Source organism: Erwinia sp. ErVv1, from assembly GCF_900068895.1.
GTDB lineage: Bacteria > Pseudomonadota > Gammaproteobacteria > Enterobacterales > Enterobacteriaceae > Erwinia.
In genome coordinates this window covers 160,635-187,093 of sequence record NZ_CDPK01000005.1, presented here as the reverse complement: position 1 = coordinate 187,093, position 26,459 = coordinate 160,635, and the positions used below count along the sequence as shown (strand labels likewise).

The window sequence follows — 26,459 nt, the reverse complement described above, 5'->3', positions numbered from 1 at the left end:
GGAAGACCCGGATGGGCCAGCAGGGAGGCTGGCACAAGGGCATGTCGGGACAGGGATGTCACGTCATGCCCGGTCCGAAAGGTCGACGAGCGGAGCGAAGGAACCGTGCGAAGCGCGGCGTGAGGACCGCCAGGCACCGGGCCCCACCCGTTGGCGACCACCCCTGGCCTGTGCAGCATCGGGCCCCACCCGTAGGCGACCACCCCAGGCCTGTGCAGCACCGGGCCCCACCCGTAGGCGACCACCCCAGGCCTGTGCAGCACCGGACACCCCCCGTAGGCGACAGCACTGAGTCTTTGCAGCCCGGCACCACCCGTAAGCAATAGCACTGAGCCTTTGCTGCACTGGGCACGTAACACAATGCATTGCGCCCCCGGCGCGATAAATTACCGCTTTATCAACCGGGTTAACCCTTTCAGGCTGGGGTTTTGCCGCGCGACGTTTATAATCGGCGCATCGGGTTTGCTGACCAAAGGATTTTCATGCGCATTATTCATACCTCCGACTGGCATCTGGGACAGTTTTTCTATACGAAAAGCCGTGCGCCGGAACATCAGGCTTTCCTCGACTGGCTGCTTGTACAGGCCGTTGAACAGCAGGCTGATGCTATTATTGTCGCTGGCGACATCTTCGACACCGGATCGCCGCCGAGCTATGCGCGTGAGCTCTACAACCGCTTCGTCGTGAAGCTGCAACAGGCGGGTTGCCAACTGGTGGTGGTGGGCGGAAACCACGACTCCGTTGCCACCCTGAATGAGTCCCGCGAACTGCTCGCCTGCCTGAACACCACCGTTATCGCAGCAGCCAGCGACACCCCAGGCGAGCAGGTTCTGCTATTGAAAACCCGTGACGGCCAGCCAGGCGCCCTGCTCTGCGCCATCCCTTTTTTACGCCCGCGTGATATCACCCTCAGCCAGGCCGGGCAGTCGGGCCATGAAAAACAGCACTCCCTGCTGGAGGCCATCACTCAGCACTATCAGCAATGCTGGCAAGAGGCGCAGGCACAGCGCGAAGCCCTCGGCCTGTCGCTGCCGATTATTGCCACCGGACACCTCACGACCGTCGGCGTGACTAAAAGCGACGCGGTACGCGACATCTATATCGGATCGCTGGATGCGTTTCCGGCGCAGGCGTTCCCCCCCGCTGACTATATCGCGCTGGGCCATATCCACCGCGCGCAACGCATCGCCAACACCGAACACATTCGCTATAGCGGCTCACCTATCCCACTGAGCTTTGATGAGCTGGGTAAGGAAAAAAGCGTCTTTATCGTCGATTTCGCCGACGGGAAACTGAGCCGCGTCGAACCGCTGACCATTCCCCTGTGTCAACCTATGCAGATGATCAAAGGCACGCTGGAAGAGATTGAGCACCAGCTGGCGGCAATTGAACCTCGCGAGGATGGCAAAAAGGTGTGGCTGGATATTGAGATTGTTACCCAGGACTGGCTGAATGACCTGCAGCGCCGTATCCAGGCGCTGACCGAGCAGCTGCCGGTTGAGGTCGTGCTGCTTCGCCGCAGCCGCGAGCAGCGCGAGCAGACCCTCGCCCGCCAGGATAACGAAACGCTCAGCGAACTCAGCGTGCAGGAGGTTTTCGCCCGCCGACTGGCGTCAGAGGAAGGGAGAGACCCCGGGCAGCTGGCCCGCGCCAGCCTGTTGTTTAGCCAGACGCTGGCAGAAATGGAAAATGAGGAGCCTTCATGCAAACTCTGAGGCTGGCTGAACTCCGTCACCAGGAACCGTCATGAAAACGCCAACGCTGGCCAAAATAAGTCACCGGGAATCGCTATGAAAATCCTGACGCTGCGCTTTAAGAATCTGAACTCGCTAAAGGGCGAGTGGAAAATCGATTTCACCGCCGAGCCGTTCGCCAGCAACGGTTTATTTGCCATCACCGGCCCGACAGGTGCCGGAAAAACCACCCTGCTGGATGCCATCTGCCTGGCGCTGTATCACGAAACGCCCCGGCTGGGTAAGTTATCTAACGCGCAAAACGACCTGATGACCCGCGATACGGCGGAGTGTCTTGCCGAAGTGGAGTTTGAAGTCAAAGGTGTGGCGTGGCGTGCGTTCTGGAGCCAGACCCGCGCGCGCGGCTCAGCAGAGGGAAACCTGCAGGTGCCCCGGGTCGAGCTGGCCCGCTGCGACGATAACACCATCGTTGCCGATAAGGTGAAGGATAAGCTTGAGATGCTCACCGCCCTCACCGGGCTGGACTTCGAACGTTTTACCCGCTCAATGATGCTCTCGCAGGGGGAGTTTGCCGCATTCCTCAACGCCCCTGCCAACAAACGCGCAGAGCTGCTGGAAGAACTGACTGGCACGGAGATCTATGGCCGGGTTTCGGTCAGCGTCTTTGAGCACCATAAGCGCGCCCGCGCCGCGCTTGATACTCTTCACGCCAGAGCCAGCGGCCTGTCCCTGCTGACGGAAGATGAGGTTACGCAGCTAACCGGGCAGCTCCAGCAGCTTGAAGCAGAGGAGCAGGCGCTTACTTCACTTTCGCACCAGCAGCAGCATCTGCTTAACTGGCACCGCCAGCAGATGGCGCTAACGGATGCCGTTACCGCCGCCCGTACTGAGCACCAGCTCTCTGAAGATCGCTGGCTGGCGGCCCAGGCCGAGATGGGTAAACTCACACTCGCGGAGCCAGCGGAAAAGCTACGGCCCCTCTGGCAGCAGCGTAACCAGCTCGGTCAGGATACTGACAGCCTGCAACAGCAGTTGCAGGTGCTGTCCACCCGACAGCAGCAGGCTCGCGAACAGCTGGAAAGCAGCACTCAGGCGCTGCAAAAAGCCGAAGAAGCTCAGCGACAGCACGAAGTGCAGCGTCAGCAGCAGGAAACGCTGATTACAGATACGGTCGTGCCGCTGGATAACCGCTTAGCGACGCTGGGTCAGCAAAAGGAAGAACTGACAAAAGAAGTCAGTGAGTACCAACACGCGCTGACGCAGCGTCGCGCAGCCCTGCAAACCAATCATCAGGCGCAGCAGGATAAACTCGCCCGGCAGGCACAGTATCAGCAGTGGCGGACGGATCATGTACGACTGGCCGACTGGGGGGAATCCCTGCAACCCTGGCGGATGCACTTTGAGCAGCAGCACCAAAGTGAGCAGGCGCTTACTGCGTTACAGCAGAGTTGGGTTGAACAGCAGCATAGCGTTGCCGCCCTACAGCAGCAGCTTGATCGGCTGGACCTCACACTTCGCCCGCTGCAACAGCAAAGCGAACTCGCCCAGCGCAAAGTCAGCGAAGCTGAGCAGCACTGCGCCACTCTTCAGCAGCAGTTTCCCGAAACGGCACTCCAGGCCAAACTGACTACGCTCCATCAGCAGCGCCCACTTCGACAAACCCTGGCGCTGCTGGTGCAGCAGTGGCAGCAGCACGCCGCGCGTCGTCAGCGAACGGATGACGCGCAGCAGACTCTGCGGCAGCAGCTGGAGCAGGCAGAACAGCAGCTACAGCGCTTACGCCGCGACTGGAAAGAGAAGCATCAGCACCAGCAGGATCTGGATACCCGCTACAGGCTTGAACAACGTATCGTTAGCCTGGAACAGCACCGCGCGCAGCTGACTGCCGGGCAGCCCTGTCCGCTGTGCGGGGCCTGCGAGCATCCCGCCATTGCCGATTATCAGGCCCTGCAGCCCTCAGAAACACAGCAGCGCCTGGCGCAGCTCAGCGCTGACGTGCAACTGTTGCACGACCAGGGGACGGCGAAAGGCGTGGAAGTCAAAAACCTGACGCAGCAGGCCGAACGGCTTAAACAGGAACGGGAAGAGGCAGAGGCCGAAGCCATCCGACTGCACAGCCAGTGGCAGACTACCGCTGACGCGCTTTCGCTGTCACTGGCACCGGAACAGCAGCCGTCGGTAACGGCGTGGCTGGACGAGGAGGAGCAGCAGGAAATCACGCTTCAGGCGCAGCTCACCCAGCTTCAGCAGGCTGCCCGAACGCTGCAGCAGCATAAGGATGCGCTGATTCAGCAGCAGAACCAGCTTAACGCTCTCCAGCAGCAGCGGCAGCTTACCGAACAGCAGCAGCTTACTGCGACCCAGACGCTGAATGAGCGCGAGCAGCGCCTGACGCAGGCGCAGCAACAGCTTGACCATCAGCGTGCTACGCTGGCCGCCTCGCTCAGTAAATGTGGGCTAACGCCGCCAGAAAACGGCGAGCATCAACGCTGGTTAACACGCCGCGAAGAGGAATGGCAGCAGTGGCAACAGGCGGAGCAGGCGCTAACTCACCTTGGCCCTGAGCTGGCCGCGCTGGCTACCCAGCAGCAGGCGCTGACCGAAGCCATCGATGACAGGCAGGCCAGCCTGGAGGGGCTGGAAAAGCGCCTTCAGGCAAAAACTGCCGAGCTGACTGAAGTCAAACAGCAGCGTCACCGTGCCTTCGGCGAGCAGCAGACGGCGGAGGTGCAACAGCAGCTCAGACTAACGTCAACGCTGCGAGCGGAAGCCTGTCAGGTTCTGCAACAACAGTGGCAGCAGCAGCAGAACCAGTTAAATACCCTGACCGGACAGCATAATTCACTGACTGAGCAGTTATCTACGCTGGCCGAACGCCTGGCACAGCGGGAGCAGGCCTTTAATACGGCGCTGGCGGCCAGCCCTTTTAGCGACGAAGCTGAGTTTACTGCCGCCCTGCTGGACGAAGAGCATATCCAGCGGTTGCAGATCCAGCATAAACAGCATCAGGCACGGCTACAACAGACCGCCACCCTGCTGCAACAGGCAGAGAAAAACCTGGCGCTGTGGCTGGAGACCCGGCCGGAGGCGTTTCCAGAGGATGCCAGCAGCCTGCCGGGCGCGGTCGACGACACGGCGCGGGCGCTGCGGGAAAATGCCCAGCGCCAGGGTGAAGCGCGTCAGCAGCTCAACAGCGACGCGGCCCGCCGACAGCAGCAGCAGGCGATGCTGAATGAAATCGCCGTCAGCGAACGCCAGGTTGAAGACTGGGGCTGCCTCAATGACCTTATTGGCTCCAGCGGCGGCGACAAATTCCGCCGCTTCGCCCAGGGGCTGACGTTGGATCACCTGGTATGGCTGGCAAATAACCAGCTTAACCGTCTGCACGGACGCTACATGCTACAACGCAAGGCAGGTGAAGCGCTGGAGCTACAGGTGGTGGATACCTGGCAGGCCGACGCCCTGCGCGACACCCGCACCCTTTCCGGCGGAGAGAGCTTCCTGGTGAGCCTGGCCCTGGCGCTGGCGCTCTCCGATCTGGTCAGCCACAAAACGCGCATTGAGTCGCTGTTTCTCGACGAAGGCTTTGGCACCCTGGATGCGCAAACCCTCGACACGGCGCTGGATGCGCTGGATGCGCTAAATGCCAGCGGCAAGACCATTGGCGTGATAAGCCACGTCGAGGCGATGAAAGAACGTATTCCCGTTCAGATAAAAGTACGTAAAATGAACGGGCTGGGCTACAGTAAGCTGGAAACCCCCTCGCATTAATATTGCGGAGGCGGGTCAGAAAGCGTTCACTTAAGGAGAAGTAAACCATGGAAACCATCAGTCATCAGCTCGACAACGGCATTGCCCTGACGCTCAGGAAACCCCTCTCTACGCTGGGTAATCTGCCGGTCATTATCCTCTGCCACGGCTTTTGCGGCATTCAGGAGATCCTGTTACCGCCCTTTGCTGAAGCTTTTACCCGGGCAGGATTTTGCACCGTAACCTTTGACTACCGGGGCTTTGGGGCCAGTGCAGGCGAGCGTGGGCGTCTTGAGCCCACCATGCAGATCGAAGATATTCTTACGGTTACCGACTGGGTGAAACAACATCCTTTCTTTAACAATCAGCGTATCGGCCTGTGGGGCACCTCCTTCGGCGGCTGCCACGTATTTGGCGCGGCGGCGGATAACGCCGATATCCGCTGTATTGTCAGCCAGCTGGCTTTTGCCGACGGCGAGGATATCGTTACCGGGCACATGTCGGCGGAGGAGAAGGAAGGGTTTATCGCCACGCTAACGAAAATGGCAGATAAAAAGCGCGCTACGGATAAAGAGATGTTCGTTAACATCACGCGCGTGCTAAGCGATGAGGAATCAAAGGCATTTTTCGAGCAGAATAAGACGCGCTATCCGGCGATGGATATCAAGATCCCCTTTCTCACCGTCCGGGAAACGCTTCAGTATAAACCCGCGGAAAACGCCGCGCGCGTCACCTGCCCGACGCTGGTCGTGGTGGCCGGCAAGGATAACGTTAATCCTGCCGCTCAGGGGCAGGGCTTGTATAACGCGGTAAAAGCGACCGATAAGCAGTTTTATTGTGAAGAAAACGCCCGCCATTATGACATCTACAGCGGCGCGCATTTTGACAGCGTTATCCAGGTCCAGCTCGACTGGTTCAATAAGCACCTGTAACTGACGGCGCATGTCCGGTAAAGGATCGCTCCTCGCGCGATCCTTCTTTTCATCAGGATCGCAATCATGCCGGGCGATCCTGCATCCTGTTCATCGTGCATCCTCCCGGTGCGACCCGCGAATAATCTGTAAATCCCCCGACAGCCGCGGATTCCCCTGTCAGCCCCTCGCTAACGCGGTAAACTGATCGGTAACATCGAAATTTTGCTATCAGGGTGAAAAATGGCATCAAACGGGAACCGGTCCGCACTTATCGCGGCGGGAATGGCGGGTATGTTGCTGCTGCTGGCGGGATGTCAGTCAGCGCCAAAAGACAGATCGTCGCTGGCAGACTGGCAGGCTCAGGGAAAGAAAATCTGTGCAACCCGCAGCAGCATTCCACAGGATGCATGCGTGTACAGCTACATTATGCGTGAAGGGATCCAGTCTGAGTTTCCCGAAGCCGCCCGCTATAAAGGCCGTCAATGCACGCTGGAAGTAGAGTATGGCAAAAACCACCGTTATAGCGTGCTAAGCACCGCTGGCGACGAAGCGCTCTGCCTGAAAGCCTGGAGCCTGGTCAGCAGTAACGGCAACCTGCCGCCACCGCCGCCCGCCCTGTCAGGCAAAAACATCGTCACAATCGCGCCGCGCTGATGAATACGACCGCCGGGATGGCTGACCGCGCAGGTATCATACGTTGTCGCGTGCTCGCCTGGCTGGCTGCGCGAATGCTGCGGCTCCTGGATCCTGTCTCGCTAAGCTGTGCGTAATACCGCTCCACGTTGCTACGTACGCGGATTGCACTGCCCGAGAGCGCTATTTAGCTGGCCAGCTCATCCTGACGCCACTGGCGGGGGCTGATGCCAAACCAGCGGCGAAAGGCACGGGAGAAGGCGCTGACTTCGGAGTACCCCAGCAGCAGCGCCATTTCAGAAATCGGTAGCTGCCGCTGCTGAAGATAATGCGTCGCCATTTCACACCGCACTTTGTCCACCAGCGCGCTAAAGGTTAAACCCTCTTCACGCAGCCGCCGCTGTAGCGACCAGCTGGACATGCCCAGCTTCCCGGCGACGTCCTCCAGTACCGGTTCTCCCTTCAGCAGCAGCAGATGAACCTGGGTACGGGCGCGATCGGCAAGGCTCTGCTGCGGTGTGGCACGGTTCAGACGGCGAATCGCATCCTGCATCACCGTTAGCAGCATCGGATCGCTGTCCGGCATCGACCGGGTGAGATCTTGTTTGGCGATCAGCAGCGAGTTATAGGGTTGATCAAACCAGACGGGTGCATCAAACACTTTGCAGTGTTCATGCCACTGCCCCGGACGGGGATGCTCAAAATGCACTTCACGCGGTGCCCAGTGCTTACCGGCAACGTGGCGGATAAGATTCAGGAACATGCCCAGCGTCAGCTCGGCATCCTGACGGCGGCAGAGTATCGCGCCGTGGCGTACCTGATAGTCCAGACGCCAGCAGTCGCCCTTATCCACCAGACGGGTCAGCGTGTTATGCTGATGATAGGGAAAGGCATTCACCACATTATGCAGCGCCTGCTCCAGGGTCGCGGAGCAGAGTCCCACGTAGCCTATCAGCCCCAGCGACTGTGGCTTAAACTGTTTGCCATAGTGCAGACCAAAGTTGTCAAACCCCGAGGCGCGCGCGGCCTCTTCCATCACCCGACAGTAGTTAACTAAGCCCAGGCTAAGCGTCGGGCTGGCCAGCTGTTCAGGGTCAATGCCGCTCATGCCAAAGATACGGTCGGCGTCGCCCCCCTTCTCGCTGATAAATTCGCTCAGGCCGCTGGCGGCGGCGGCCAGCACGCCCCGGTTGCATACCTCGCTGGCGTTAAGCGCTTTCATCACGGCGGGCTGTTTAATCAGGCCACTTTCCATCATCATCGCCTCAGCGTTGGAAACATACTGAGGGTACAGCAATTATCGTACCAATGCGCAAACTACGGGAAAACAGTCGTTTACGCCGCTCCCCATCGGGGGCGGCACTGCCCTGGCGCGGCTGCTGCTCACCAGCAGTGCATCAGCAACGCAGGCAGCAGCGTTTCACTCAGCAACCAGCTACTCAGCGCAGCATCAGCAGCGTTTCACTTAGCAATCAGCTACTCAGCGCAGCATCAGCAGCGTTTCACTCAGCAATCAGCTACTCAGCGCAGCGCCAGCAGCGTTTCACTCAGCAACCAGCTACTCAGCGCAGCGCCAGCAGCGTTTCACTCAGCAATCAGCTATACGGCAGCATTAGCTGCACTTTCCCCGGCTGTCAGCCTCTGCCCTCGCCCAGCCAGGGCCTGCCCTCATGCGCCAACGGGCAGTGCATCGGTTTCCAGATAGCGTCGGCACAGGCGCACGCTGTGATCTGCCCACTGCGGCCCCAGGCTTAGGGCCATTTCGGTCTCCGCATGGGATCCTACCCAGGCCAGCAGCTGGATCCGTCGCTGGATCAGCAGCGTCGGCACCAGCGACATCTCTTCATCGCTGATGTGCCCTGCCCGCTCATAGCCGGTTATCCAGTGATCCACCCACTGGGCCGCGCGGGGATGATGCTCAACAAAGCTGATCGCCGCCGCCAGATCGTGGAGATACCAGCCAAAGCCGCAGTCGTCAAAATCGATCACCCGCGTTTCACCCTTATGGAGCAGCAGATTAGTCAGGCGCAGATCGGCGTGGATCAGTCCGTAGCGCGATCCCGCCTTACCGAAACGCTCCAGCGCGTTTCCCGCCTGCGTGATGGCCTGCTGTACCGTTTGATGATCGGTCACGCGCAGGCCGGGCGCGTCTTTCCAGTCACCCCAGTGGCTTTGTGGGCTGACCATCGTCTGGTGATCCCAGATAATGCGCTGGAAGCCGGCTGGCTTTTGCCAGCGCCTGCTGTGCTGATGCAGTCGGGCCGTAATCTCTCCCAGCTGCTGGAAGGCTCGGGGATCGACATCGGTCCCGGGCATCTCGCCGTCGATCCAGTGAAATAACACCGCATGGCGTTCGCCTCCGTCAGCAAGCGGCAACGACTGCACGCGCTGCCCTGTTTCATCCGGCACGGCCTGGGGTACAACAATCCCGGTTTCGCGCAGGGCATCCAGCCAGTTCAGCTCGCTCTCAATATCGCCACGCTGGTGATAGTCGCCGCGATGCAGACGCAGGGCGTAGCGCGTCCCGGCGACCTCCAGCAAAAAGGTGGCATTTTCAGAGCGGCACAGCAGGCTCAGCTTCCCCTCTCTGGCAAAGGGATAAAGGCTAATCGCCCGTCGGGCCAGCGCCATCAGCGCGCTGTTATCAAGATGTTCAGATTGCCTGGCTGTCATAATGTGGCTCCCCTGTAGATGGGTGTGGGTTATCCGGCGTGGTGAGACCAGCATGGCAACCTGAAATCGGACAGGCTTGACGACGGACGACACTCTTTTGACTTTAGCGTGCATCCGGCGTTTTAGGCGGCAGGGAGTTGACCTCAGAGCACAAAATTGATCACGGCAGCGTCAAGTTTATTCACCGCTCCCGACGGCATTATCGACAGACACGCTTCTGACGGGGATATCGGTATGACAAGCACGTTAAAGCCCACCCTGGGCACCATACATCTGTGGGGGATTGCGGTAGGTCTGGTTATCTCCGGCGAGTATTTTGGCTGGAGCTATGGCTGGGGCGTAGCGGGGACGCTGGGCTTCCTGGTCACGACTCTGCTGGTCGCCACCCTCTATACCTGCTTTATATTCAGTTTTACTGAGCTTTCCACGGCTATTCCTCATGCTGGCGGCCCCTTTGCCTACAGTCGCCGCGCCTTTGGTGAAACCGGCGGGCTGATTGCAGGTATGGCGACGCTGGTAGAGTTTGTTTTCGCACCCCCGGCCATTGCCATGGCGATCGGGGCTTACCTTAACGTGCAGTATCCGCACCTTAATCCCAAATATGCCGCCGTGGGTGCCTATATTCTGTTTATGCTGCTGAATATTCTGGGCGTCAAGCTGGCAGCGATGTTTGAACTGGTGGTGACCGTGCTGGCGGTGATGGAGCTGCTGGTCTTTATGGGCGTGGTGGCTCCCGGTTTCAGCATGGCGAATTTCGTCGCCCACGGCTGGGCGGGCAGCGATCATCCCGGTATGACCGCCGTGTCCGGAATTTTTGCCGCCATTCCGTTCGCGATCTGGTTTTTCCTGGCGATTGAAGGCGCCGCGATGGCCGCCGAAGAGGCCAGAGATCCGAAGCGGACAATCCCGCGCGCTTATATCGGCGGGATCCTGACGCTGGTGGTACTGGCCGTGGGCGTGATGCTGATGGCAGGCGGCGCGGGTGACTGGCGCAGGCTTTCAGACATTAACGATCCGCTGCCGCAGGCGATGAAAATGGTGGTGGGCGAGCATTCGGGCTGGATGCATATGCTGGTGTGGATTGGCCTGTTTGGGCTGATTGCCAGCTTCCACGGCATTATTCTGGGCTACTCGCGTCAGTTTTTCGCCCTGGCGCGCGCGGGCTACCTTCCCGCTGGCCTTGCGAAGCTGTCCCGCTTCCAGACGCCGCATCGGGCCATCATCGCGGGCGGGCTGATTGGCATCGCCGCCATTTTCAGCGACGGCTGGATCAATTTGCAGGGCATGACGCTGACGGCGGCGATGATCACCATGGCGGTGTTCGGCGCAATTGTCATGTATGTAATGAGCATGCTGAGTCTGTTTCGCCTGCGCCGTACCGCTCCCGAGCTGGAGCGTAGCTTTCGCGCGCCGGGATATCCGATTGTACCGGGGATTGCACTGGTGCTGGCGCTGGTTTGTCTGGTCGCGATGCTGTGGTTTAACCCGGTTATAGGTGGGCTGTTTGTCGCCTTTATGGCGGTCGGTTATCTCTATTTCCTGATGACCAAAAAACAGCGTGACCGCGCCCCGCGCGACGCCATGCTGTTTGGTGAATAACGCCTGGACCGTCCTGGTAATGCGCGTAAAAAGGCTTTACGCGCAGTTATTTACTCAGCTGGCCAGAGCCACGCCGCGCCACGTACGCCGCTGGAGTCTCCGTGTCGGGCTTTGAGAATGGGCGTTTCGCATTCGCCGCCAAACACCCACTTTTTGATAAGCGGCGGCAGGGTCTGATAGAGACGATCGACGTTGCTCATCCCGCCCCCCATCACGATCACATCCGGGTCGAGAATATTCACCACCTGCGCCAGCGATTTAGCCAGCCGCAATTCATAGCGGCTTATCGCCAGTTCGGCCACCGGGTCCTGCTGCTCCAGCAGGCTGATAATATCAGCGCCCTTGCGTTTGATGCCGCTCAGGCGATGATAGTCGGTGCCAAAACCGGTGCCGGAAATATAGGTTTCGATACAGCCAGATTTGCCGCAGTAGCACGGGACTTCATCACGAAAGCGCTGCTCATCTTCATCCATCCAGGGCAGCGGATTATGCCCCCACTCCCCGGCATTGCCGTTGCCGCCCGCATGTGCCTGCGCGTTGAGCGCCACACCCGCCCCGCAGCCCGTGCCAATAATCACGGCGAAGACGGTCTGCTGGCCCTTAGCCGCACCGTCCACCGCCTCGGAAACCGCCAGGCAGTTAGCATCATTGGCAATACGCACCTCGCGCTGCAACATCCTGTGCAGATCCTTGTCCAGCGGCTGCCCGTTAAGCCAGGTAGAGTTGGCATTCTTGACCCGATGAGTATAGGGAGAAAGAGTGCCTGGAATACCTAACCCCACGCTGCCACGCTGTCCGGTTTTTTCCTCGGCCAGGTTCACCAGCCCGGTAATGGCCTCCAGCGTTTTGGTGTAGTCATTCCTCGGGGTGTCCACCCGATGGCGAAACAGCGTTTCTCCCTGTTCGGATAGGGCAATCACTTCGATTTTCGTTCCACCTAAATCAATTCCAATACGCACTGTTATTCCTCATTTTTTAGCGCCCGCCCCTTAACCTTAGAGAGGCATTAACCTAAAGGCAATGAAACGCTGCCGCCGATTCGCTATCATGCGCGCTGTCGTTGAATTCGCGCGCCTGATGCGCGCATGGAGAGGGAAAGCATAATGCTGTGGTTTAAAAATTTAATGGTATATCGTCTGAATCGTGAGATCCCGCTGGCGGTTGACGAGATGGAAAAACAGCTTGAGGCCTTCACCTTTACTCCCTGCGGCAGTCAGGATATGGCGAAAACCGGCTGGGTATCGCCAATGGGACCGCGCGGCGACGCGCTGACCCACGTTAATAAAGGCCAAATCCTGATCTGTGCCCGTAAAGAAGAAAAAATACTGCCTTCGCCAGTGATTAAACAGGCACTGGAAGCCAAAATTGGCAAGCTCGAAGCCGAGCAGCAGCGTAAGCTGAAAAAAACCGAGAAGGACTCGCTAAAGGATGAAGTGCTGCACAGCCTGCTGCCCCGCGCCTTCAGCCGCTTTAGCCAGACCTTCGTGTGGATCGACACCGTCAACAATCTGATTATGGTTGACTGCGCCAGCGCAAAAAAGGCCGAAGACACGCTGGCGCTGCTGCGCAAATGTCTGGGTTCGCTGCCGGTGGTCCCGCTGACGATGGAAAGTCCGATTGAACTGACCATGACCGAATGGGTGCGCTCAGGTGAAACGCCAGCCGGATTCGCCCTGATGGATGAAGCCGAACTCAAAGCCCTGCTGGAAGATGGCGGCGTTATCCGCTGTAAGAAACAGGACCTGGTCTGCGATGAAATCGCTAACCATATTGAGGCCGGCAAGCTGGTGACCAAACTGGCGCTCGACTGGCAGGAGCGCGTACAGCTGCTGCTCTCTGACGACGGATCGCTGAAGCGCCTGAAGTTTTCAGATACGCTGCGCGAGCAGAATGATGATATTGATCGTGAAGATGTCGCAGCGCGCTTTGATGCAGATTTTATCCTGATGACCAGCGAACTGGCGGCTCTGATCGTGAATACCGTCGAGGCGTTAGGCGGGGAAGCTCAGCGTTAAATCGTGAGGGGAACAGGGGCGGTGACACCGCCCCTGATAAGCTTAATCTTTCAGATAGCGACACAGGTAAGAAGAGGGTTCAGCCACCTGTAAGTGAAATTCGCTGTGGCCCGGAACGTTAAAGACCTGGCCTGGCTCAAACAGCTTCCATTCCGTTTCACCCGGCAGTAAAGCTTTCAGCGAACCGCTTACCACGGTCATCTCTTCCGGCTGGCCGGTGCCAAAAGTATATTCTCCCTCTGCCATTACACCGACGCTGGCACGGCCCGTACTGGCGCTGTCAAAACCAATTGATTTCACCTTTCCGTCGAAGTACTCACTGACGTTGAGCATATCACTATCCTTACATTATATTGAAAGACACAGGTATTGTGGCGGGCAAAAAAGCCAGGCTTCCTTGCTTACTCCATGAGTTCCACCGCCAGTTTTGCAATAAGCATATTTGACAGTACTACGGGGATCCCAAGTAGTTTCTGTAAAAAATCTCGATGCCGCTGATGATAACCAAGACAGTCCAGTACCACGACGTCTGCCCCTTTCTCCTGGAGCAACAGCGCCGCATCGATCAGCTCCTCGTCGCTCAGCGCCCACGGGCTGGCGACGGCAAAGTGAGGCCGCTGACTCAGGCTACGCCATTTACGCGCCTGTTCCGTAAGAAACTCTTCCCGCGCGACGACAATGCCTACCTGATGTCCGGCAGTAATCGCCTCCACCAGCGGAGGGAGCAGGCTGTAAGGCTCAAGCAGGGCGGCGCTGCGGGTAACGAGGTTTTTATATTCTCCGCTACAGAGCAGGAGCAGGGTTTCATATCCCTGCTGCTCAAGCCCATCAATGCGCTTTTGCAGTTCAGCCTCAACGCGCGCAGCGGACAGTATCAGGTGACTGCCATCTTCCAGACGCGCCATAACGATGCTCTCACCGTCGATGGGAGCATACAGGCTTTCGATTTCCTCAGCGGTGAGATTATCCACCAGGCCGACGTGAACGATGTGATCCTCGGGCATCAGTTCGGTCAGTAGCGGTCGCAAATCGCTGCTCGATGCCGGGCCAAGGGTCAGGGCGACCAGTCGTTTCGTCGTCGCAGCCGCCTCAGTGGGGGCCGCCTGCTTCACCGCTGGCTGCTGGAACCGGTCATCTTCGGGGGGCGTCGTCGATACAGTGAGCGTCTCCTGCCCGGTCGTGGACAAGGTCTCTGGTGATGAAAGGGGATCGGTCAAATAATCAATCAATGCTCTGTCCAGTAGAATTTCGGTCATACGCGTTCGCGTAGCCGGTAAATAACGCGGGTGTCACTCAGCCGAAAATAAGGGGATGCCGCTGCCGGGTCAAGCGAGTATCCGATTAAACAGCCCAGAGTAGCCAGCAGAATATGTTAGAAACATCGCCTGCGCCCCAATTTAGATCCAGTTATTTTCGTTAACTTTGCACATTAAGCGGCATAAGCGCGAATTATCAGCCAGATAAGCTAAATGCCGGGGGATATTCCGAAGTTGAACATGCCCGGGCTGACGGAATTAAAAAAACGCAGTGCATTACGGCATCCCTGCCGGTGGCGTCACTCTTTCTCTTTATCTTCGTAGCGCGCCTTGGCATCCTGCGCTTCCTGCTCTGATTCATGTTCGCTAATAAGCGTACCCGCCTTAGGATGATCAGCACGCAGTTCATACCAGGTTACCGTGCTGCCTGATACACCCTTTTCTACCGGGACAATCGTTGCGACACGAGGATACGGTGGTCTTGTTGGCATATAACTCCCCTTCCTTTATCAATAAGATTCTGTCCGCCGGTGAAGCCGGACACCATCAGGTCTGAATTAAGTATAGACAATTATTGACATTTTTCGGGAAGAATCAAACCGCGCGCGCCAGTGAGAGTGAGTGAATAATCGCTTCCACCACGCTCTCTGGCGTTTGCATCGCGTTGATTATCCCATGGGCCGCATCATGGTAAAGGCCATCGCGAGCCGCCAGTACCTCGATCATTTCATCAGCAATAGGACGCCCCGTAAGCGTCGGGCGCTGGTCCTTTTCTGGATAGGCCTCAAGACGTGCGGCAAGCACGCCCGCGTCAGCGTGCAGATAAAGCACCCTTCCCTGTTCGCGCATATACCGACGGTTTTCCGCCGCCAGTACCATGCCGCCGCCGGTGGCGATCACCGTAAAGGGTGCGGTGACATCTTTAAGGGCCTGGGTTTCACGCTGTCGAAAGCCACTCCATCCCTCTTCCGCCACGATCTCCGCGACGGTACGCTGCGTGATAAGCTGGAGATGACTGTCGGTATCACGAAAGGTGTAGCCCAGCGCAGAGGCTAATGCCTGACCGACGGTGGTTTTTCCGCATCCGCGTGCGCCGATCAGATATAGGGGTAACGACATAACTGGCACTTCCTCACCCGTTTGCGGCACGCACCGCAACATCAGGCCGATAATGATTAACTTTGCACCGCATGATACCGATAAAATTCCTGCACCACCAGCAGTAACGTTTTCCTTACACCACCAGTGCGGTATAAAGCTCAAAAGCCGATATTTTACATAAGGTTAATAGCTGTAAATTTTTATTTACATAAACACCCTTTCACCCCATTTTGCTGGCAACATTTCCTTACCCGAAGGTCATTTACTTTCCTTACGGGTGGCTCAAAATAGCGTTATCGCCCGTTTCGGAGGATTACCTGTGCAGATCGAAGAACAAAAGTTAATAGAAAGTCTGTTTGGCCGTTTAAAGCAGGCTGAAACTCAGTCGGGCCCGCGAGACGCGTCAGCTGAAAAGCTGATTCAGCAGCAGCTGCAATCGCAGCCGGGCGCGCCTTATTATATGGCTCAGGCTATCCTGATTCAGGAAGCGGCCATGAAACAGCTGAACAATCGCGTCAGCGAACTGGAAGCGAAGCTGGCGCAACAGCAGCCTCAGCAGAGCAGCGGCGGATTTCTTTCCGGCCTGTTCGGCGGCGGCCAGCGTCAGCAACAACCGACGCAGCAGGCACCTCAGCAGTCAGCCTGGAGCAGTGCACCTGCGCCTCAGCAGCAGCCGCCGGCATACGCGCCTCAGCCCGCCGCGGCCCCTACCGCTTCGCGCGGATTTCTGGGCGGCGCGCTGCAAACCGCAGTTGGCGTGGCCGGTGGCGTGGTGATGGCTGATATGCTGACCAGCATGTTCCATAAATCACAGCCGGAAGAGATTGTGAATATTATCAATGAGCCTGCCTTGCCGCAGGAGAGCTTCGATAATAACCTTGATACCTTTAACGGTAACGACGGTCAGTTTCTGAATCAGGACGCCGGGCTACAGCAGGATAACGGTAGCAGCGATTTTGCTGGCTTCGGCAATGACGGCTATGACGATGACGACTTCGGAGACGACGACAGCTTCCTCTGATCCTGCCAGCGGGTGGCGATATGCCACCCGCTACGCTTCCCCTCAGCCGTTATTTTTTTGCGACCGCAGCCATTTATCCAGTTCATTCGCAAACTGCTGCCGGTCGCGCTGATTGAGCACCGCTGGCCCGCCCGTTTGTACGCCGCTGGCGCGCATCGTATCCATAAAATCACGCATGGTCAGCCGTTCACGAATCGTGGCGTCACTGTAGCGCTCCCCACGAGGATTCAGCGCCACGGCGCCCTTCTCCATTACCTCCGCCGCCAGCGGAATATCGGCCGTTACCACCAAATCGCCCGGCTCAGCACGCCGTACGATTTCGTTATCCGCGACGTCAAACCCCGCAGCAACCCGCAGGGTACGCAGGAAGCGCGACGGCGGCACGCTTAGCGACTGATTAGCAACCAGCGTCACCATCATCTGCTCGCGTTCGGCGGCACGGTAAAGTACCTCTTTGATCACTTTTGGACACGCATCGGCATCTACCCAGATTGGCATCGCCCTTTCCTTTTACATAATGAAATTAAGCACGATCTTGCCGTTCTTTTCAGAAATGGCAAATGTAATCTGCTGGCGTTGCCCCCTCTTTTTACTGACTCGCGATCCACGCTGAATTAAGGTAGTGAATGCAGTAAGCTGTTTACAGCGTAAACCAGATAAATAAGGGAGCAGGATGATGGATAAGAAAATCGGCTTTATCGGCTGTGGCAATATGTCGCAGGCCATTATCGGCGGACTGGTCTCGTCCGGTCAGATAAAAGCTGAGGACATTTGGGTTTTCGACCATAAGCCCGCAACCAATCAGGCCATGCAGCAGAAGTATGGCATCACGCCCGCCGACAGCGCTGAGCAGGTAGCAAAACAGGTCGATATCCTCTTTGGCGCCGTCAAACCTAACGTTATCCTTAACGTGCTGAACGACGTGGCGGGCAGCCTGAACAAGGATACCGTCGTCGTGTCCATTGCTGCGGGTATCACGCTGGATGCCCTGGCTGGCGTGCTGGGTCACGATCGCAAATTGATCCGCGTGATGCCAAATACGCCTGCGCTGGTCAATGAAGGAATGACCTCTGTTACGCCGAACGTACTGGTGACGAAAGAGGAAGCGGACGAGATCGTGGCCATTTTCCGCGGCTTTGGTAAAGCCGCGCTGGTGCCGGAGTATATGATCCACGCCGTCGTGGGCGTGAGCGGATCAGCGCCGGCCTATGTCTTTATGTTTATTGAAGCGATGGCCGATGCAGCCGTATTGGGCGGCATGCCCCGCGCGCAGGCGTATGAGTTTGCAGCGCAGGCGGTGAAGGGCGCCGCCCAGATGGTACTGGAAACCGGTAAGCATCCTGCCGAACTGAAAGATATGGTTTGCTCACCGGGTGGCACCACCATTGAAGCGGTCAGAGTGCTGGAGGAGAAAGGCTTTCGCACGGCAGTGATAGAGGCAATGCAGAGCTGCATGGCGAAATCGGACAGCATGAGTAAATAAACGCGATTCCGTCAGGAAGGGGGAAGGTTCTCTTCCCCCTGCGCATAACTTCCCGATTATCAGCATAAATGGCCTGTCGCGGCATCGGCCAGACTGGCCGTATTTACTCGCTTAGCGCCTTTTCTGCCAGCGCTGCGGTTTCCTGTATGCTCATCGGCTTCTCCATTCTTTTGATCAGTTCGGCGGTAAAGGTGTACATTCCGCAGGACGCCGCGGCCACCAGCCTGCCCTCCTGACCATAGAGCGCAATAAACTTATCCTCTAACGATCCCACCAGCTGATAACTATCCCACTCGCTGGCGTGCCCAAGGTACTCATAGCGCGTCCCAAACTGTGCGGTCCAGAAAAAAGGCACCCGATCAAAGGTTTCACCCCGTTGCAGCATATTCTTAGCCGCCGTCCTGCCCTGCTGCTGAGCCACGCGCCAGTGCTCAATACGCTGGTAGCCCTCAGAGACCGGATAGCTGACGATATCCCCCGCAGCCCAGACGTTTGGCGCGACTTCCAGCGTATCGTTGGCAGTCAGGCTGCCGTCGTCACGCAGGGGGATATCGTGAATAAACTGCGTGCCCGGCGCGACGCCCGTTGCCAGTAGTACCACGTCGGCCACTATCCGCTGACCGTTCGTTAGCATCACGGCACTGACTTTGCCATTGTCTCCCTCCAGGCCCGCGACGTCGCCGTCGATAAACCGGACGCCCTTGCTTTCATGCAGTTGGCGAAACCAGGCTGCCAGCTGTTCGCCAAAGGGCTTCCTGAACGGCAGCGGATCGCGGGCGATAACCTGAACATCCACCTGCTGGCTACGCAGCGCGGAGGCCAGTTCCATACCAATAAAGCTGTTACCGACGATCACCAGTTTCTTCGTGCTATCCACGTCCTGCAGCAGTGTGTCCGCCTGTTCAATACTGCGCAGGACATGCACCCCGGCGAGCGCCTTGCCTTCGAGATCCGGGCGCTGGGGAATGCCCCCGCTGGCAATCAGCAGTTTGTCATAGCGGAGCTGGCTGCCGTCCGCAAAACGCAGGATCTGCTGGCGGCTGTCAAGCTGCTCGACATCGCCCTTTTTTTGCTCAGCGAAGGCGAAGAAGTCCTCATCCAGCGGGGACGGAACCTCATCTATAGCCATATTGCCGGAGGGAACAAATTTAGTCAGTACGGTGCGGTCATAGGGCGCTTCCGGCTCACGATCGACGACTACCAGCGTGCCCTTGAAACCCTCCCGACGTAGCGTCCAGGCGGCGGCGCTTCCCGCGGCCCCCGTGCCCAACACCACATAAACCGGCGCGTCCTTCTCTGCCGATGCCGCCAGGGGATAAAGCGGGGGCAGAGGCTCGGGATCAATCTGCACCATACCGTTTTCAATTTTTACCGGATAACGCTGCAAATCGCTTAACGCCAGGGGTTCACACAGGCTGCCGTCCTCCAGGCTGAAGTTAGCCTTATGCCAGGGGCAAACCAGTCTGCCATTATAAATTGCCCCCTGCTCCAGCGGCGCGCCTGAATGCGGACATTTTGCCTGAAAGGCCTTAACCGCTTCGCCATCGCGGATCAGAAGTATGTCGGTATCACCGATCGGTACCCTCACCGGCTCCAGTTCGGGAAGATCCTGTAATACGATTGCATTTTGATAGCTCACGACAATGCTCCTTATTATTTTCGCGCGAAATTTTTTGCGCTGTAATTTTATGACATGCAGGTTAAGCCTGGCATTGACGAGGGTATTTTTACTGAAACTGGCGGGATCAAAGCGTAAATTAAGGGCTAAATAGCTGTATTTCGGGGAGTTTAAAAGTTTAAGGAAATATGAATGTTAAGCGCGGGCGATCAATGGGCCTCGTGAGGCCCATCGCTGTTAACTCTTTTTCAGGCAGCTGCTCATAAAGGTTTTACGCTCGGCTCCCTTGAGTGATTTCTCACCGGCCTGTGCATTACAGGTTTTCATTTTTGCCTGCTGTGGCGTGATGTTACTCGCCGTACTGTCCTTTTTCAGACACTGGCTCATAAAGGTTTTACGGGCATCCCCCTTCAGCGATTTTTCACCCGCCTGCTGGTTACAAAGGGTCATTTTTTGCTGCTGGACGGTTTTTTCTGCCGCGTTAGCGTATCCGCTGGCTAATAGTGCAAGCCCCAGGGTGGCGGCAAGGCAGGTTGTCTTGATCATTTGCTACCTCTTAACGATTAATTTCGTATTAATTCTGGCAGGGATTTCTTCTCACGCAAAAAAATTCAGGCATAAATACGCTGCGGCGATCGCAAAACTGTCTGTAAGGGACACATTGCCCGGGAGCACAATGGGCGGGATGCTCCCGGACGACAGAGGTGCTTAGTGACGAGGGTGGATAAGCAGTCGCTGAATATAATTTTCCAGCAGGGAAGCATCGCTGCCAGGGGTGGCATGCTCATCCGAAGCGAGTTTCAACGCCGTACTGACGCTGTCGGTAATTTGCTGAAGATGATCGCCATCCAGTTTACGCAGCAGGGCAGTAACCACAATTTCCAGTGCTTCTACCTGGGCCACTAACTCTTTGGACTCTTCTTCCTTTTCCGCCAGTCTGACTAAAAGTTCTGAAATAAGGATTTTCATGCGAATGTCTCAGCGGTTAAAGGCGGAACGTTACCACCACCACCGGCAAAAGAGAATAAGCCATAATAGGTATTTTTATACCCTATAAGATAATCTATTCAACAACCTGGAGATGACGGTACGGTAAAACGGATGTTAACAGGCGAAGGGGTTAAATAGCGGGATACCGGGTACTGACGGGGGCGATAAACCAGAGGCATAGCGCCTCTGGTTTAGTCGTGCTTAGCGGCCAGCGCCCATATCAAAGCCACCGCGTGGACCGCCGCCGCCGCCGCCGCCCCCCCAACCGCCGCCACCGCCGCCGCCGCCGCCCGGAGGTGGGAACAGGCAACCGCTCAGAGCGGTAACCAGTGCAATCACACTTACTGCTTTAATTAAACGACTCATTATTATCACCTCATGGTAGCGTTGGCGGTGATAGTAAGCGGCCGCGTCACTCCCCACAATGCAGAATCATCCGGTTAAGGGCCATTTTTACCCAGAGTAACGACGCTTAACGCTTTGCTGTCAATAAGCCGCGTAAAACCTGCCTGTTCGCGCAAACCGGCCTTTGTCATCAGACAGGAATGTCGCTTAACGGACAGTCTGGCCGCGTTTTACTCTGCGCCAGTGCCAGAGTAGCTGTATGGTATTCGCCAGTACCGCGACGGCGGTGGCCGCAAAAACCCAGCGAAATCCTCCCACGGCGGAAACGCCAGCGCCAATGAGCGGCCCCACCACGTTGCCGAGGTACATAAATGACTGGTTATATCCGAAGATGCGCCCTGTTACCCTGTCGCTGGAGTAGCGGAGTAACAGGGTCTGCACCGCAGGCATCATCGCCCCTTCGGCAAAGCCCATCAGAAAACGCAGTATGCCCAGCTGAACGACACCATTTACCCATGACATCCCTATAAACAGTATGATGGTCAGCGCCAGAGCGGCAAAAAGAATGCGCTCGGCACCGATTCTGTCGCCAAGCTTACCCAGCCGGGGAGCCGATAACAGCGCAGATACGCCCGGAATTGCCGCCACCATCCCACTGATAAAGGCAATATTCTGCGCGTCAGGCGCGAGCTGCCTGACAAAGAGCGTCAATATTGGACTAATGGATCCGTTGCAGAGCTGGATAACCATCGTGGTGACAAACAGGCTAATAATCAGGGCGGGGTGCGACAGCGATCGAAACACCCCGCTCCCGCTGAGCTTCTCCTCACGGCTCACCCGTTTAACCCCACCCTCTTTAATCAGAAAGAGGGTGATCAGAAAGCTGGTAAGCAACAATGCCGACGTGACAAAAAAGACCGCGCGCAGCCCTACCCAGTCGGCAAGAAAACCGCCCATCAGCGGCCCCATGATCACCCCACAGATTTGCGCCGTTGACACCATGCTCAGCGCCCATCCGCTTCGATCGCGTGGCACCTGGGTTGCCACCAGCGCCAGCGCGTTGGGAATATAGCCGGAAGTCAGCCCCATCAGCGCCCGCAGCAAAAATAGCTGCCAGACGTTGGTGACAAAAGCCTGTAAGAAAATCACCAGGCCCATGCCCAGCGAGGCGCGCAGCAGCATCAGCTTTCGCCCCTTTCTGTCAGCCAGGCTGCCCCACATCGGCGAGACAATAGCGGAAATCAGGAAGGTAATACTAAAAATCAGCCCTGACCACAGGGTAAGCGCCCTGGGATCGGTCACGCCAAGCTGTTCTACGTAAAGGGGGAGGAAAGGAATGATCTGACTGATAGCCAGTCCGGTAAACAGACAGCCAAACCAGACTGAGATGAGGTTAACTTTCCAGGATTCCATTGGCGGGTAAACATAACCTTATGGCAACAGCGTAGGGTTTCCTATTAAACCGCGTTTATGCTGAATGATAAACGCAAAAAACCCGCCATAAGGCGGGTTTTTATTCACTTTCAGCATGAGCAATATCGGGAAACCCTTACTGCTCGCTGCAAGTGGGAGTCTCTAAAAACTTACAGCGCAGTTACGTTAGCTGCAGCTGGGCCTTTCTGGCCGTTTTCGATAGAGAACTCAACTTTCTGGCCTTCTTCCAGCGTCTTGAAGCCGCCGTTCTGAATTGCAGAGAAGTGTACGAACACATCTTTGCTGCCGTCGGTTGGAGAGATAAAGCCGAAACCTTTCTCAGCGTTGAACCATTTTACTAAACCAGTCATTTTGTTAGACATTTGTCTTTCCTTCAAAAAATGTAATAAGCCGCAAGGGCACGGGGTTTGTCAACAGGGCGGACTTATGAGGCACTTAAGAAGGAAGTCAGGAAGAAGAGATATCTGAGATAGCGCTTTAACTGATAACTGCTTTAATAAATTTGCTCGCATACGTTGTCTGTTTCAAAACCGACGGTGCATTTACTCACAATGAAGAAGTCAGCACAAGCACTCAGTGATAAAAAAAAAGGATTCGTACATAACACTCTGAAATATAATGTTTTTATTTTTGTTTGTTTTTTAACCCCTCATTCTGTTATCCCTAAATACACACGCCATTAACTTCACCATCACTAAAATACGCATTTTTTAACCTTACTGCCGGAACCTTTATTAGGATAATTTCCCTTTAACGCTTCGCAGGAAAAGGATGCCAGGGCATCATAACGGCATCACTCTGTCTGTCTGATATCTCAAGGAAAGAAAGCATGTTTGAACTGATGAAGGCCGTGGGCCTCGGATTAGTTGTGATTCTGCCCCTCGCCAACCCTTTAACCACCGTGGCCCTGTTCCTGGGGCTGGCGGGAGATATGAATTTTAGCGAACGGAACCGGCAGTCGCTGCAGGCATCCATTTACGTTTTTATCATCATGACCGTGGCCTTTTATGCGGGTAACGCCGTTATGGATACCTTCGGTATCTCTATTCCGGGATTACGCATCGCAGGTGGTTTGATAGTGGCCTTTATTGGCTTCCGTATGCTGTTTCCACAGCAGCAGGCGGGCCACTCGGTTGAGGCGGAACATAAGCTGGATGAGCTGAGCGAAAGTAAGACGGTCAATATCGCCTTCGTGCCACTGGCCATGCCCAGCACCGCCGGGCCAGGCACCATTGCGATGATTATTAGTGCGGCCTCTACCGTTCATCACAACAGTGAATTTACCCCCTGGGTGCTGGCCGTTGCTCCCGTTCTGACCTTCTTTATGGTGAGCCTGATTTTGTGGATTTGCCTGCGAAGCTCAGGTGCGATTATGCGCCTGGTCGGTAAAGGCGGCATTGAAGCCATATCCAGGCTGATGGGCTTCCTGCTGGTGTGCATGGGCGTTCAGTTTATTATTAACGGTACGCTGGAGGTGATCAGAACCTATCCCGCCAGTTGAGGAGCATAAAAGCGGAGAGGAAATATTTCTGATTGTTACTGGACTTCCTGCCGCCCCCATCCAAAATATTAATATCCTTTATGATAATTAATCATAGAGAGGGGGCCTGCGTCGTGAGCTAAGCGGAGCGCGCGTGGGAATGATCACCCGAACCTACCGGTACGCCGCCGGGGGTTCGGTGCCGTTTATCCGGAGCAGGCTATGAGCCACCAATCAGCGGGTGCAGGACGCGCCATCACCGATTACTTTAACAGTCCGGCCTTCCATGCACCGGCCGAAGGTGAACTGCTGGCGGTGATTATGAACGAACTGCTACGCAGCGGCAGGCCAGCCACCCGAAAAGCGATCATTAGCAGCGTGATCGCCAGGCTGGAGGGCGAAGCGGATGAGGCGTTACTCCAGGGATATCGCAATCTGCTGTACCGCCTGCTGGATGAGAGCAGGTAATCGCATTATCAGACCCGCCCCATCGCGGTTAATCCACTTCACTCCACCCACCCGCAACCTATCCTTAACCTGCTGCCTGCCGCTGGCCGCACGTCGGGCTTACCCAAATTTACAGTAGTAATAGTTACGAGAGGAAATTATCGGGTTATCATAGCCTTGCCTTTCCGAAAACAGCGCAGGCAGCTCTGTCGGAAATAGGGATAAAATTCAAGGGAAATGAATATGAAAACACCACCTCTCCTCTTCTATGCTGCCCCACCTCAACCCTGCTACTGGCCTCTGCGAGGTAAGTATGTTTCGGGATGAACCCTACCGACCAGTTTGGCTGCTGCCGCTGATGATAATCGTGGTTATCGGTCTTTATCTGTTAGCGGCACAGCGTGCGCCGCATCCCCCGGCGGGTTTTGCTGGGGTGTTGATGCACACCATCGACGGCAGAAGCGTCACCCTGGCTACTCTGAGCGAAAAAAAGCCCCTGCTGCTGTTCATTTGGGGTACGGGGTGTGGCGCCTGTCCCTTTACCCTGCCCGCCGTCTTGTCGCTTGGCGATAAGGGAAGGAATGTCGTTATCCTGGTACGGCAATCGGGGGATGATATTCACGTTATTCGCCAGTTGCAGAGTAAAAACCTGGCGCTGCCGGTAGTGAACGATCCTGGCGGCACGCTAACGGCAGACTGGGAGATCGACACCCTGCCCGCCATCCTTATTCTCTCGAAGGGGAAAATAGTCTCTTCCACGACGGGCTGGACCAGCGAATGGGGCATACGCCTGCGCCTGTGGTGGGCAAAAAAATCACATCGTTAGGCTCAGGCCGGCCATCTGCCGGCCTGGAGGTTAGCCGCAGTAGGCGCGGGCAATATTGCCCTGGGCATCACCCATAAAGTTAAGTCGATTGAGGTTAAAGTCCATCGTTACCGCAGAGTTATAGGGGATGGCCCGCACGGGATGCTCAAACCTGAGCGCGTCGACTGACGACAGGGGCTTACCCACGAACTGCTGATACTCAGACGCGCCGCAGCGGTCCATCTCCGGATCAACCTGCGTATCCTTTGCGCCCTGTTTTCCAGACGACTGGCAACCCACCAGCCCAGCCAGCATGATACCCATCGCGATTTTTCCATAACGGTTCATTTATCCACTCCTGTTTTGCAATTAACTGTGGCGATTAAGCGGCAGGTTAGCAGAGTTTCGCAACAATTGAGAAAGGCTTTTGAATTTGACCCTGGCCCTGTTCGCGTACACGACAACGTGACGTTCTGGCGCGCAGCAACAGGATAAATCAGTTACCCTTAGCAGAATTTGGCCTGGGGCGTACCTGATGAACAATCCTGATGAGAGAATAACCCGCACGCTGCTTTGCGCAGGCGTATGTCTGGTGTGGTACACCCTTACCCTGGTGGTAAGCGTACTGCCCGACCTCACCGCCCTGCGCCAAAACGGGATGCTGGTGCCGGTACTCTGTGGGCTGGAGTTTGCCGTGCTGGTGCCGCTCTATTTTTGGACTTCACGCCGCTACCCCCTCATTCCGCAGAGCAAACTCAACCTTCGCCAGCTTCTTATCTTCATCGCGCTACTGCTGATGCTTATTCTTTCGCAGTCGTTTTACCTGTCTCACGAAAGCTGGACCGGTAGCCAGCTTGGCGACGGGAATCGCCGGGTGGTGATTTTTGCGCTGGCGGTCGTCCTGCTGGCCCCGGTTTTTGAGGAGATGGTGTTTCGCGGCTTTCTGCTTCAGGGGCTACTACTATGGGCACCGCAGCAGCGGCTGGTCTGCGCCCTGATCGCCTCGCTAATCTTTGCCGCTTGCCATATGCAGTACACCCATCCCCAGACGCTTATTGCCCTGACCGCGCTTTCACTGCTGCTTTGCTACGCCCGCCTCGTTTCAAATGGACTTAAGCTGCCCATCCTGCTCCATATGCTGAACAATCTGATTGGCGTCTCTCCCTGGCTGTGGATTGCCGCTACCCGCTAACCGTTAGAC

General features: G+C 56.6%; 27 protein-coding genes. 12 read left to right on the top strand and 15 right to left on the bottom strand.

The features are described from left to right. The first annotated feature begins 482 nt into the window (after positions 1-482). The 4 genes from sbcD to A1830_RS09580 all read left to right on the top strand — a co-directional run bounded on the left by sbcD (position 483) and on the right by A1830_RS09580 (position 7,012). The gene (gene sbcD, locus A1830_RS09595; RefSeq protein WP_067705175.1) at positions 483-1,715 is read left to right on the top strand and encodes an exonuclease subunit SbcD; all 1,233 of its coding nucleotides are present in this window, start codon (positions 483-485) and stop codon (positions 1,713-1,715) included. 75 nt (positions 1,716-1,790) lie between these two features. Next, positions 1,791-5,465, top strand: coding sequence for an SbcC/MukB-like Walker B domain-containing protein (locus A1830_RS09590; protein ID WP_067705173.1), 3,675 nt, complete (start codon positions 1,791-1,793; stop codon positions 5,463-5,465). A 47-nt stretch (positions 5,466-5,512) separates the two neighbouring features. Continuing rightward, a complete protein-coding gene (locus A1830_RS09585) occupies positions 5,513-6,376 on the top strand; it encodes a UilS family quorum-quenching N-acyl-homoserine lactonase (RefSeq protein WP_067705171.1) in 864 nt (287 codons plus the stop codon). A gap of 222 nt (positions 6,377-6,598) precedes the next feature. Next, the gene (locus tag A1830_RS09580; RefSeq protein WP_082804136.1) at positions 6,599-7,012 is read left to right on the top strand and encodes a cell envelope integrity TolA C-terminal domain-containing protein; all 414 of its coding nucleotides are present in this window, start codon (positions 6,599-6,601) and stop codon (positions 7,010-7,012) included. 166 nt (positions 7,013-7,178) lie between these two features. On the opposite strand, the gene A1830_RS09575 is transcribed toward A1830_RS09580, so the two are convergent. Together A1830_RS09575 and A1830_RS09570 are read right to left on the bottom strand one after the other, a co-directional pair. Further along, positions 7,179-8,246 carry an AraC-like transcriptional regulator QhpR gene (locus A1830_RS09575; protein ID WP_156484982.1) on the bottom strand — a complete coding sequence of 356 codons (1,068 nt, stop codon included), beginning with the start codon at positions 8,244-8,246 and terminating at the stop codon, positions 7,179-7,181. Between the two features lie 413 nt (positions 8,247-8,659). Continuing rightward, the gene (locus A1830_RS09570) at positions 8,660-9,664 is read right to left on the bottom strand and encodes a phosphotransferase enzyme family protein (RefSeq protein ID WP_067705168.1); all 1,005 of its coding nucleotides are present in this window, start codon (positions 9,662-9,664) and stop codon (positions 8,660-8,662) included. A gap of 234 nt (positions 9,665-9,898) precedes the next feature. Here A1830_RS09570 and eat point away from each other — a divergent pair, with 234 nt between their 5' ends. Then, the gene (eat, locus tag A1830_RS09565) at positions 9,899-11,263 is read left to right on the top strand and encodes an ethanolamine permease (RefSeq protein WP_067705166.1); all 1,365 of its coding nucleotides are present in this window, start codon (positions 9,899-9,901) and stop codon (positions 11,261-11,263) included. 50 nt (positions 11,264-11,313) lie between these two features. Here eat and mak read toward each other — a convergent pair whose 3' ends face one another. Then, positions 11,314-12,222, bottom strand: coding sequence for a fructokinase (gene mak, locus A1830_RS09560; RefSeq protein WP_067705164.1), 909 nt, complete (start codon positions 12,220-12,222; stop codon positions 11,314-11,316). A 144-nt stretch (positions 12,223-12,366) separates the two neighbouring features. Between mak and rdgC the strand changes: the two genes are divergently transcribed. After that, a complete protein-coding gene (rdgC, locus tag A1830_RS09555) occupies positions 12,367-13,278 on the top strand; it encodes a recombination-associated protein RdgC (protein WP_067705162.1) in 912 nt (303 codons plus the stop codon). 42 nt (positions 13,279-13,320) lie between these two features. On the opposite strand, the gene ppnP is transcribed toward rdgC, so the two are convergent. The 4 genes from ppnP to aroL form a co-directional block, all read right to left on the bottom strand. Next, a complete protein-coding gene (gene ppnP, locus A1830_RS09550) occupies positions 13,321-13,611 on the bottom strand; it encodes a pyrimidine/purine nucleoside phosphorylase (protein WP_067705159.1) in 291 nt (96 codons plus the stop codon). 68 nt (positions 13,612-13,679) lie between these two features. Further along, positions 13,680-14,534 (bottom strand): AroM family protein, encoded by an 855-nt coding sequence (locus A1830_RS09545; RefSeq protein ID WP_082804135.1) that lies wholly within the window; start codon positions 14,532-14,534, stop codon positions 13,680-13,682. 299 nt (positions 14,535-14,833) lie between these two features. Next, a complete protein-coding gene (locus tag A1830_RS09540) occupies positions 14,834-15,025 on the bottom strand; it encodes a YaiA family protein (RefSeq protein WP_067705156.1) in 192 nt (63 codons plus the stop codon). Positions 15,026-15,128: 103 nt separating this feature from the next. Beyond that, positions 15,129-15,653 (bottom strand): shikimate kinase AroL, encoded by a 525-nt coding sequence (gene aroL, locus A1830_RS09535; RefSeq protein ID WP_067705153.1) that lies wholly within the window; start codon positions 15,651-15,653, stop codon positions 15,129-15,131. A 301-nt stretch (positions 15,654-15,954) separates the two neighbouring features. On the opposite strand from aroL, the gene A1830_RS09530 reads away from it, so the two are divergent. After that, positions 15,955-16,656 (top strand): DUF2076 domain-containing protein, encoded by a 702-nt coding sequence (locus A1830_RS09530; protein ID WP_067705151.1) that lies wholly within the window; start codon positions 15,955-15,957, stop codon positions 16,654-16,656. A 42-nt stretch (positions 16,657-16,698) separates the two neighbouring features. Here the strand turns inward: A1830_RS09530 and A1830_RS09525 are convergent, their stop codons facing one another. Next, positions 16,699-17,154 (bottom strand): YaiI/YqxD family protein, encoded by a 456-nt coding sequence (locus A1830_RS09525; RefSeq protein WP_067705149.1) that lies wholly within the window; start codon positions 17,152-17,154, stop codon positions 16,699-16,701. Between the two features lie 175 nt (positions 17,155-17,329). Between A1830_RS09525 and proC the strand changes: the two genes are divergently transcribed. Continuing rightward, positions 17,330-18,139 carry a pyrroline-5-carboxylate reductase gene (proC, locus tag A1830_RS09520; protein WP_067705147.1) on the top strand — a complete coding sequence of 270 codons (810 nt, stop codon included), beginning with the start codon at positions 17,330-17,332 and terminating at the stop codon, positions 18,137-18,139. 103 nt (positions 18,140-18,242) lie between these two features. Here proC and A1830_RS09515 read toward each other — a convergent pair whose 3' ends face one another. The 6 genes from A1830_RS09515 to cspA all read right to left on the bottom strand — a co-directional run bounded on the left by A1830_RS09515 (position 18,243) and on the right by cspA (position 22,888). Further along, the gene (locus A1830_RS09515) at positions 18,243-19,778 is read right to left on the bottom strand and encodes an FAD-dependent oxidoreductase (protein ID WP_067705145.1); all 1,536 of its coding nucleotides are present in this window, start codon (positions 19,776-19,778) and stop codon (positions 18,243-18,245) included. 216 nt (positions 19,779-19,994) lie between these two features. Next, the gene (locus A1830_RS09510; protein WP_067705143.1) at positions 19,995-20,303 is read right to left on the bottom strand and encodes a PsiF family protein; all 309 of its coding nucleotides are present in this window, start codon (positions 20,301-20,303) and stop codon (positions 19,995-19,997) included. A 162-nt stretch (positions 20,304-20,465) separates the two neighbouring features. After that, positions 20,466-20,726 carry an anti-adapter protein IraP gene (gene iraP / locus A1830_RS09505; protein ID WP_067705141.1) on the bottom strand — a complete coding sequence of 87 codons (261 nt, stop codon included), beginning with the start codon at positions 20,724-20,726 and terminating at the stop codon, positions 20,466-20,468. 222 nt (positions 20,727-20,948) lie between these two features. After that, positions 20,949-21,113, bottom strand: a complete 165-nt coding sequence (locus tag A1830_RS22610; protein ID WP_156484978.1) for a hypothetical protein — start codon at positions 21,111-21,113, stop codon at positions 20,949-20,951. Between the two features lie 186 nt (positions 21,114-21,299). Next, positions 21,300-22,505, bottom strand: a complete 1,206-nt coding sequence (locus A1830_RS09500) for a multidrug efflux MFS transporter (RefSeq protein ID WP_067705138.1) — start codon at positions 22,503-22,505, stop codon at positions 21,300-21,302. Between the two features lie 170 nt (positions 22,506-22,675). Continuing rightward, complete coding sequence (cspA, locus tag A1830_RS09495; RefSeq protein WP_013200976.1) at positions 22,676-22,888, bottom strand: transcription antiterminator/RNA stability regulator CspE; 213 nt, start codon at positions 22,886-22,888, stop codon at positions 22,676-22,678. A gap of 467 nt (positions 22,889-23,355) precedes the next feature. On the opposite strand from cspA, the gene A1830_RS09490 reads away from it, so the two are divergent. The 3 genes from A1830_RS09490 to A1830_RS09480 all read left to right on the top strand — a co-directional run bounded on the left by A1830_RS09490 (position 23,356) and on the right by A1830_RS09480 (position 25,279). Continuing rightward, positions 23,356-24,027 (top strand): MarC family NAAT transporter, encoded by a 672-nt coding sequence (locus A1830_RS09490; protein WP_067705136.1) that lies wholly within the window; start codon positions 23,356-23,358, stop codon positions 24,025-24,027. 201 nt (positions 24,028-24,228) lie between these two features. Continuing rightward, on the top strand, positions 24,229-24,474 hold the full coding sequence (locus A1830_RS09485; RefSeq protein WP_067705133.1) for a biofilm development regulator YmgB/AriR family protein: 246 nt from the start codon (positions 24,229-24,231) through the stop codon (positions 24,472-24,474). Positions 24,475-24,766: 292 nt separating this feature from the next. Next, complete coding sequence (locus tag A1830_RS09480) at positions 24,767-25,279, top strand: redoxin domain-containing protein (RefSeq protein ID WP_067705130.1); 513 nt, start codon at positions 24,767-24,769, stop codon at positions 25,277-25,279. Positions 25,280-25,309: 30 nt separating this feature from the next. Here the strand turns inward: A1830_RS09480 and A1830_RS09475 are convergent, their stop codons facing one another. Continuing rightward, the gene (locus A1830_RS09475; protein WP_067705127.1) at positions 25,310-25,606 is read right to left on the bottom strand and encodes an I78 family peptidase inhibitor; all 297 of its coding nucleotides are present in this window, start codon (positions 25,604-25,606) and stop codon (positions 25,310-25,312) included. Positions 25,607-25,793: 187 nt separating this feature from the next. Between A1830_RS09475 and A1830_RS09470 the strand changes: the two genes are divergently transcribed. Then, positions 25,794-26,450: a CPBP family intramembrane glutamic endopeptidase gene (locus tag A1830_RS09470; protein ID WP_067705123.1), complete on the top strand. Its 657-nt coding sequence runs from the start codon at positions 25,794-25,796 to the stop codon at positions 26,448-26,450. The last annotated feature ends 9 nt before the right edge of the window (positions 26,451-26,459 follow it).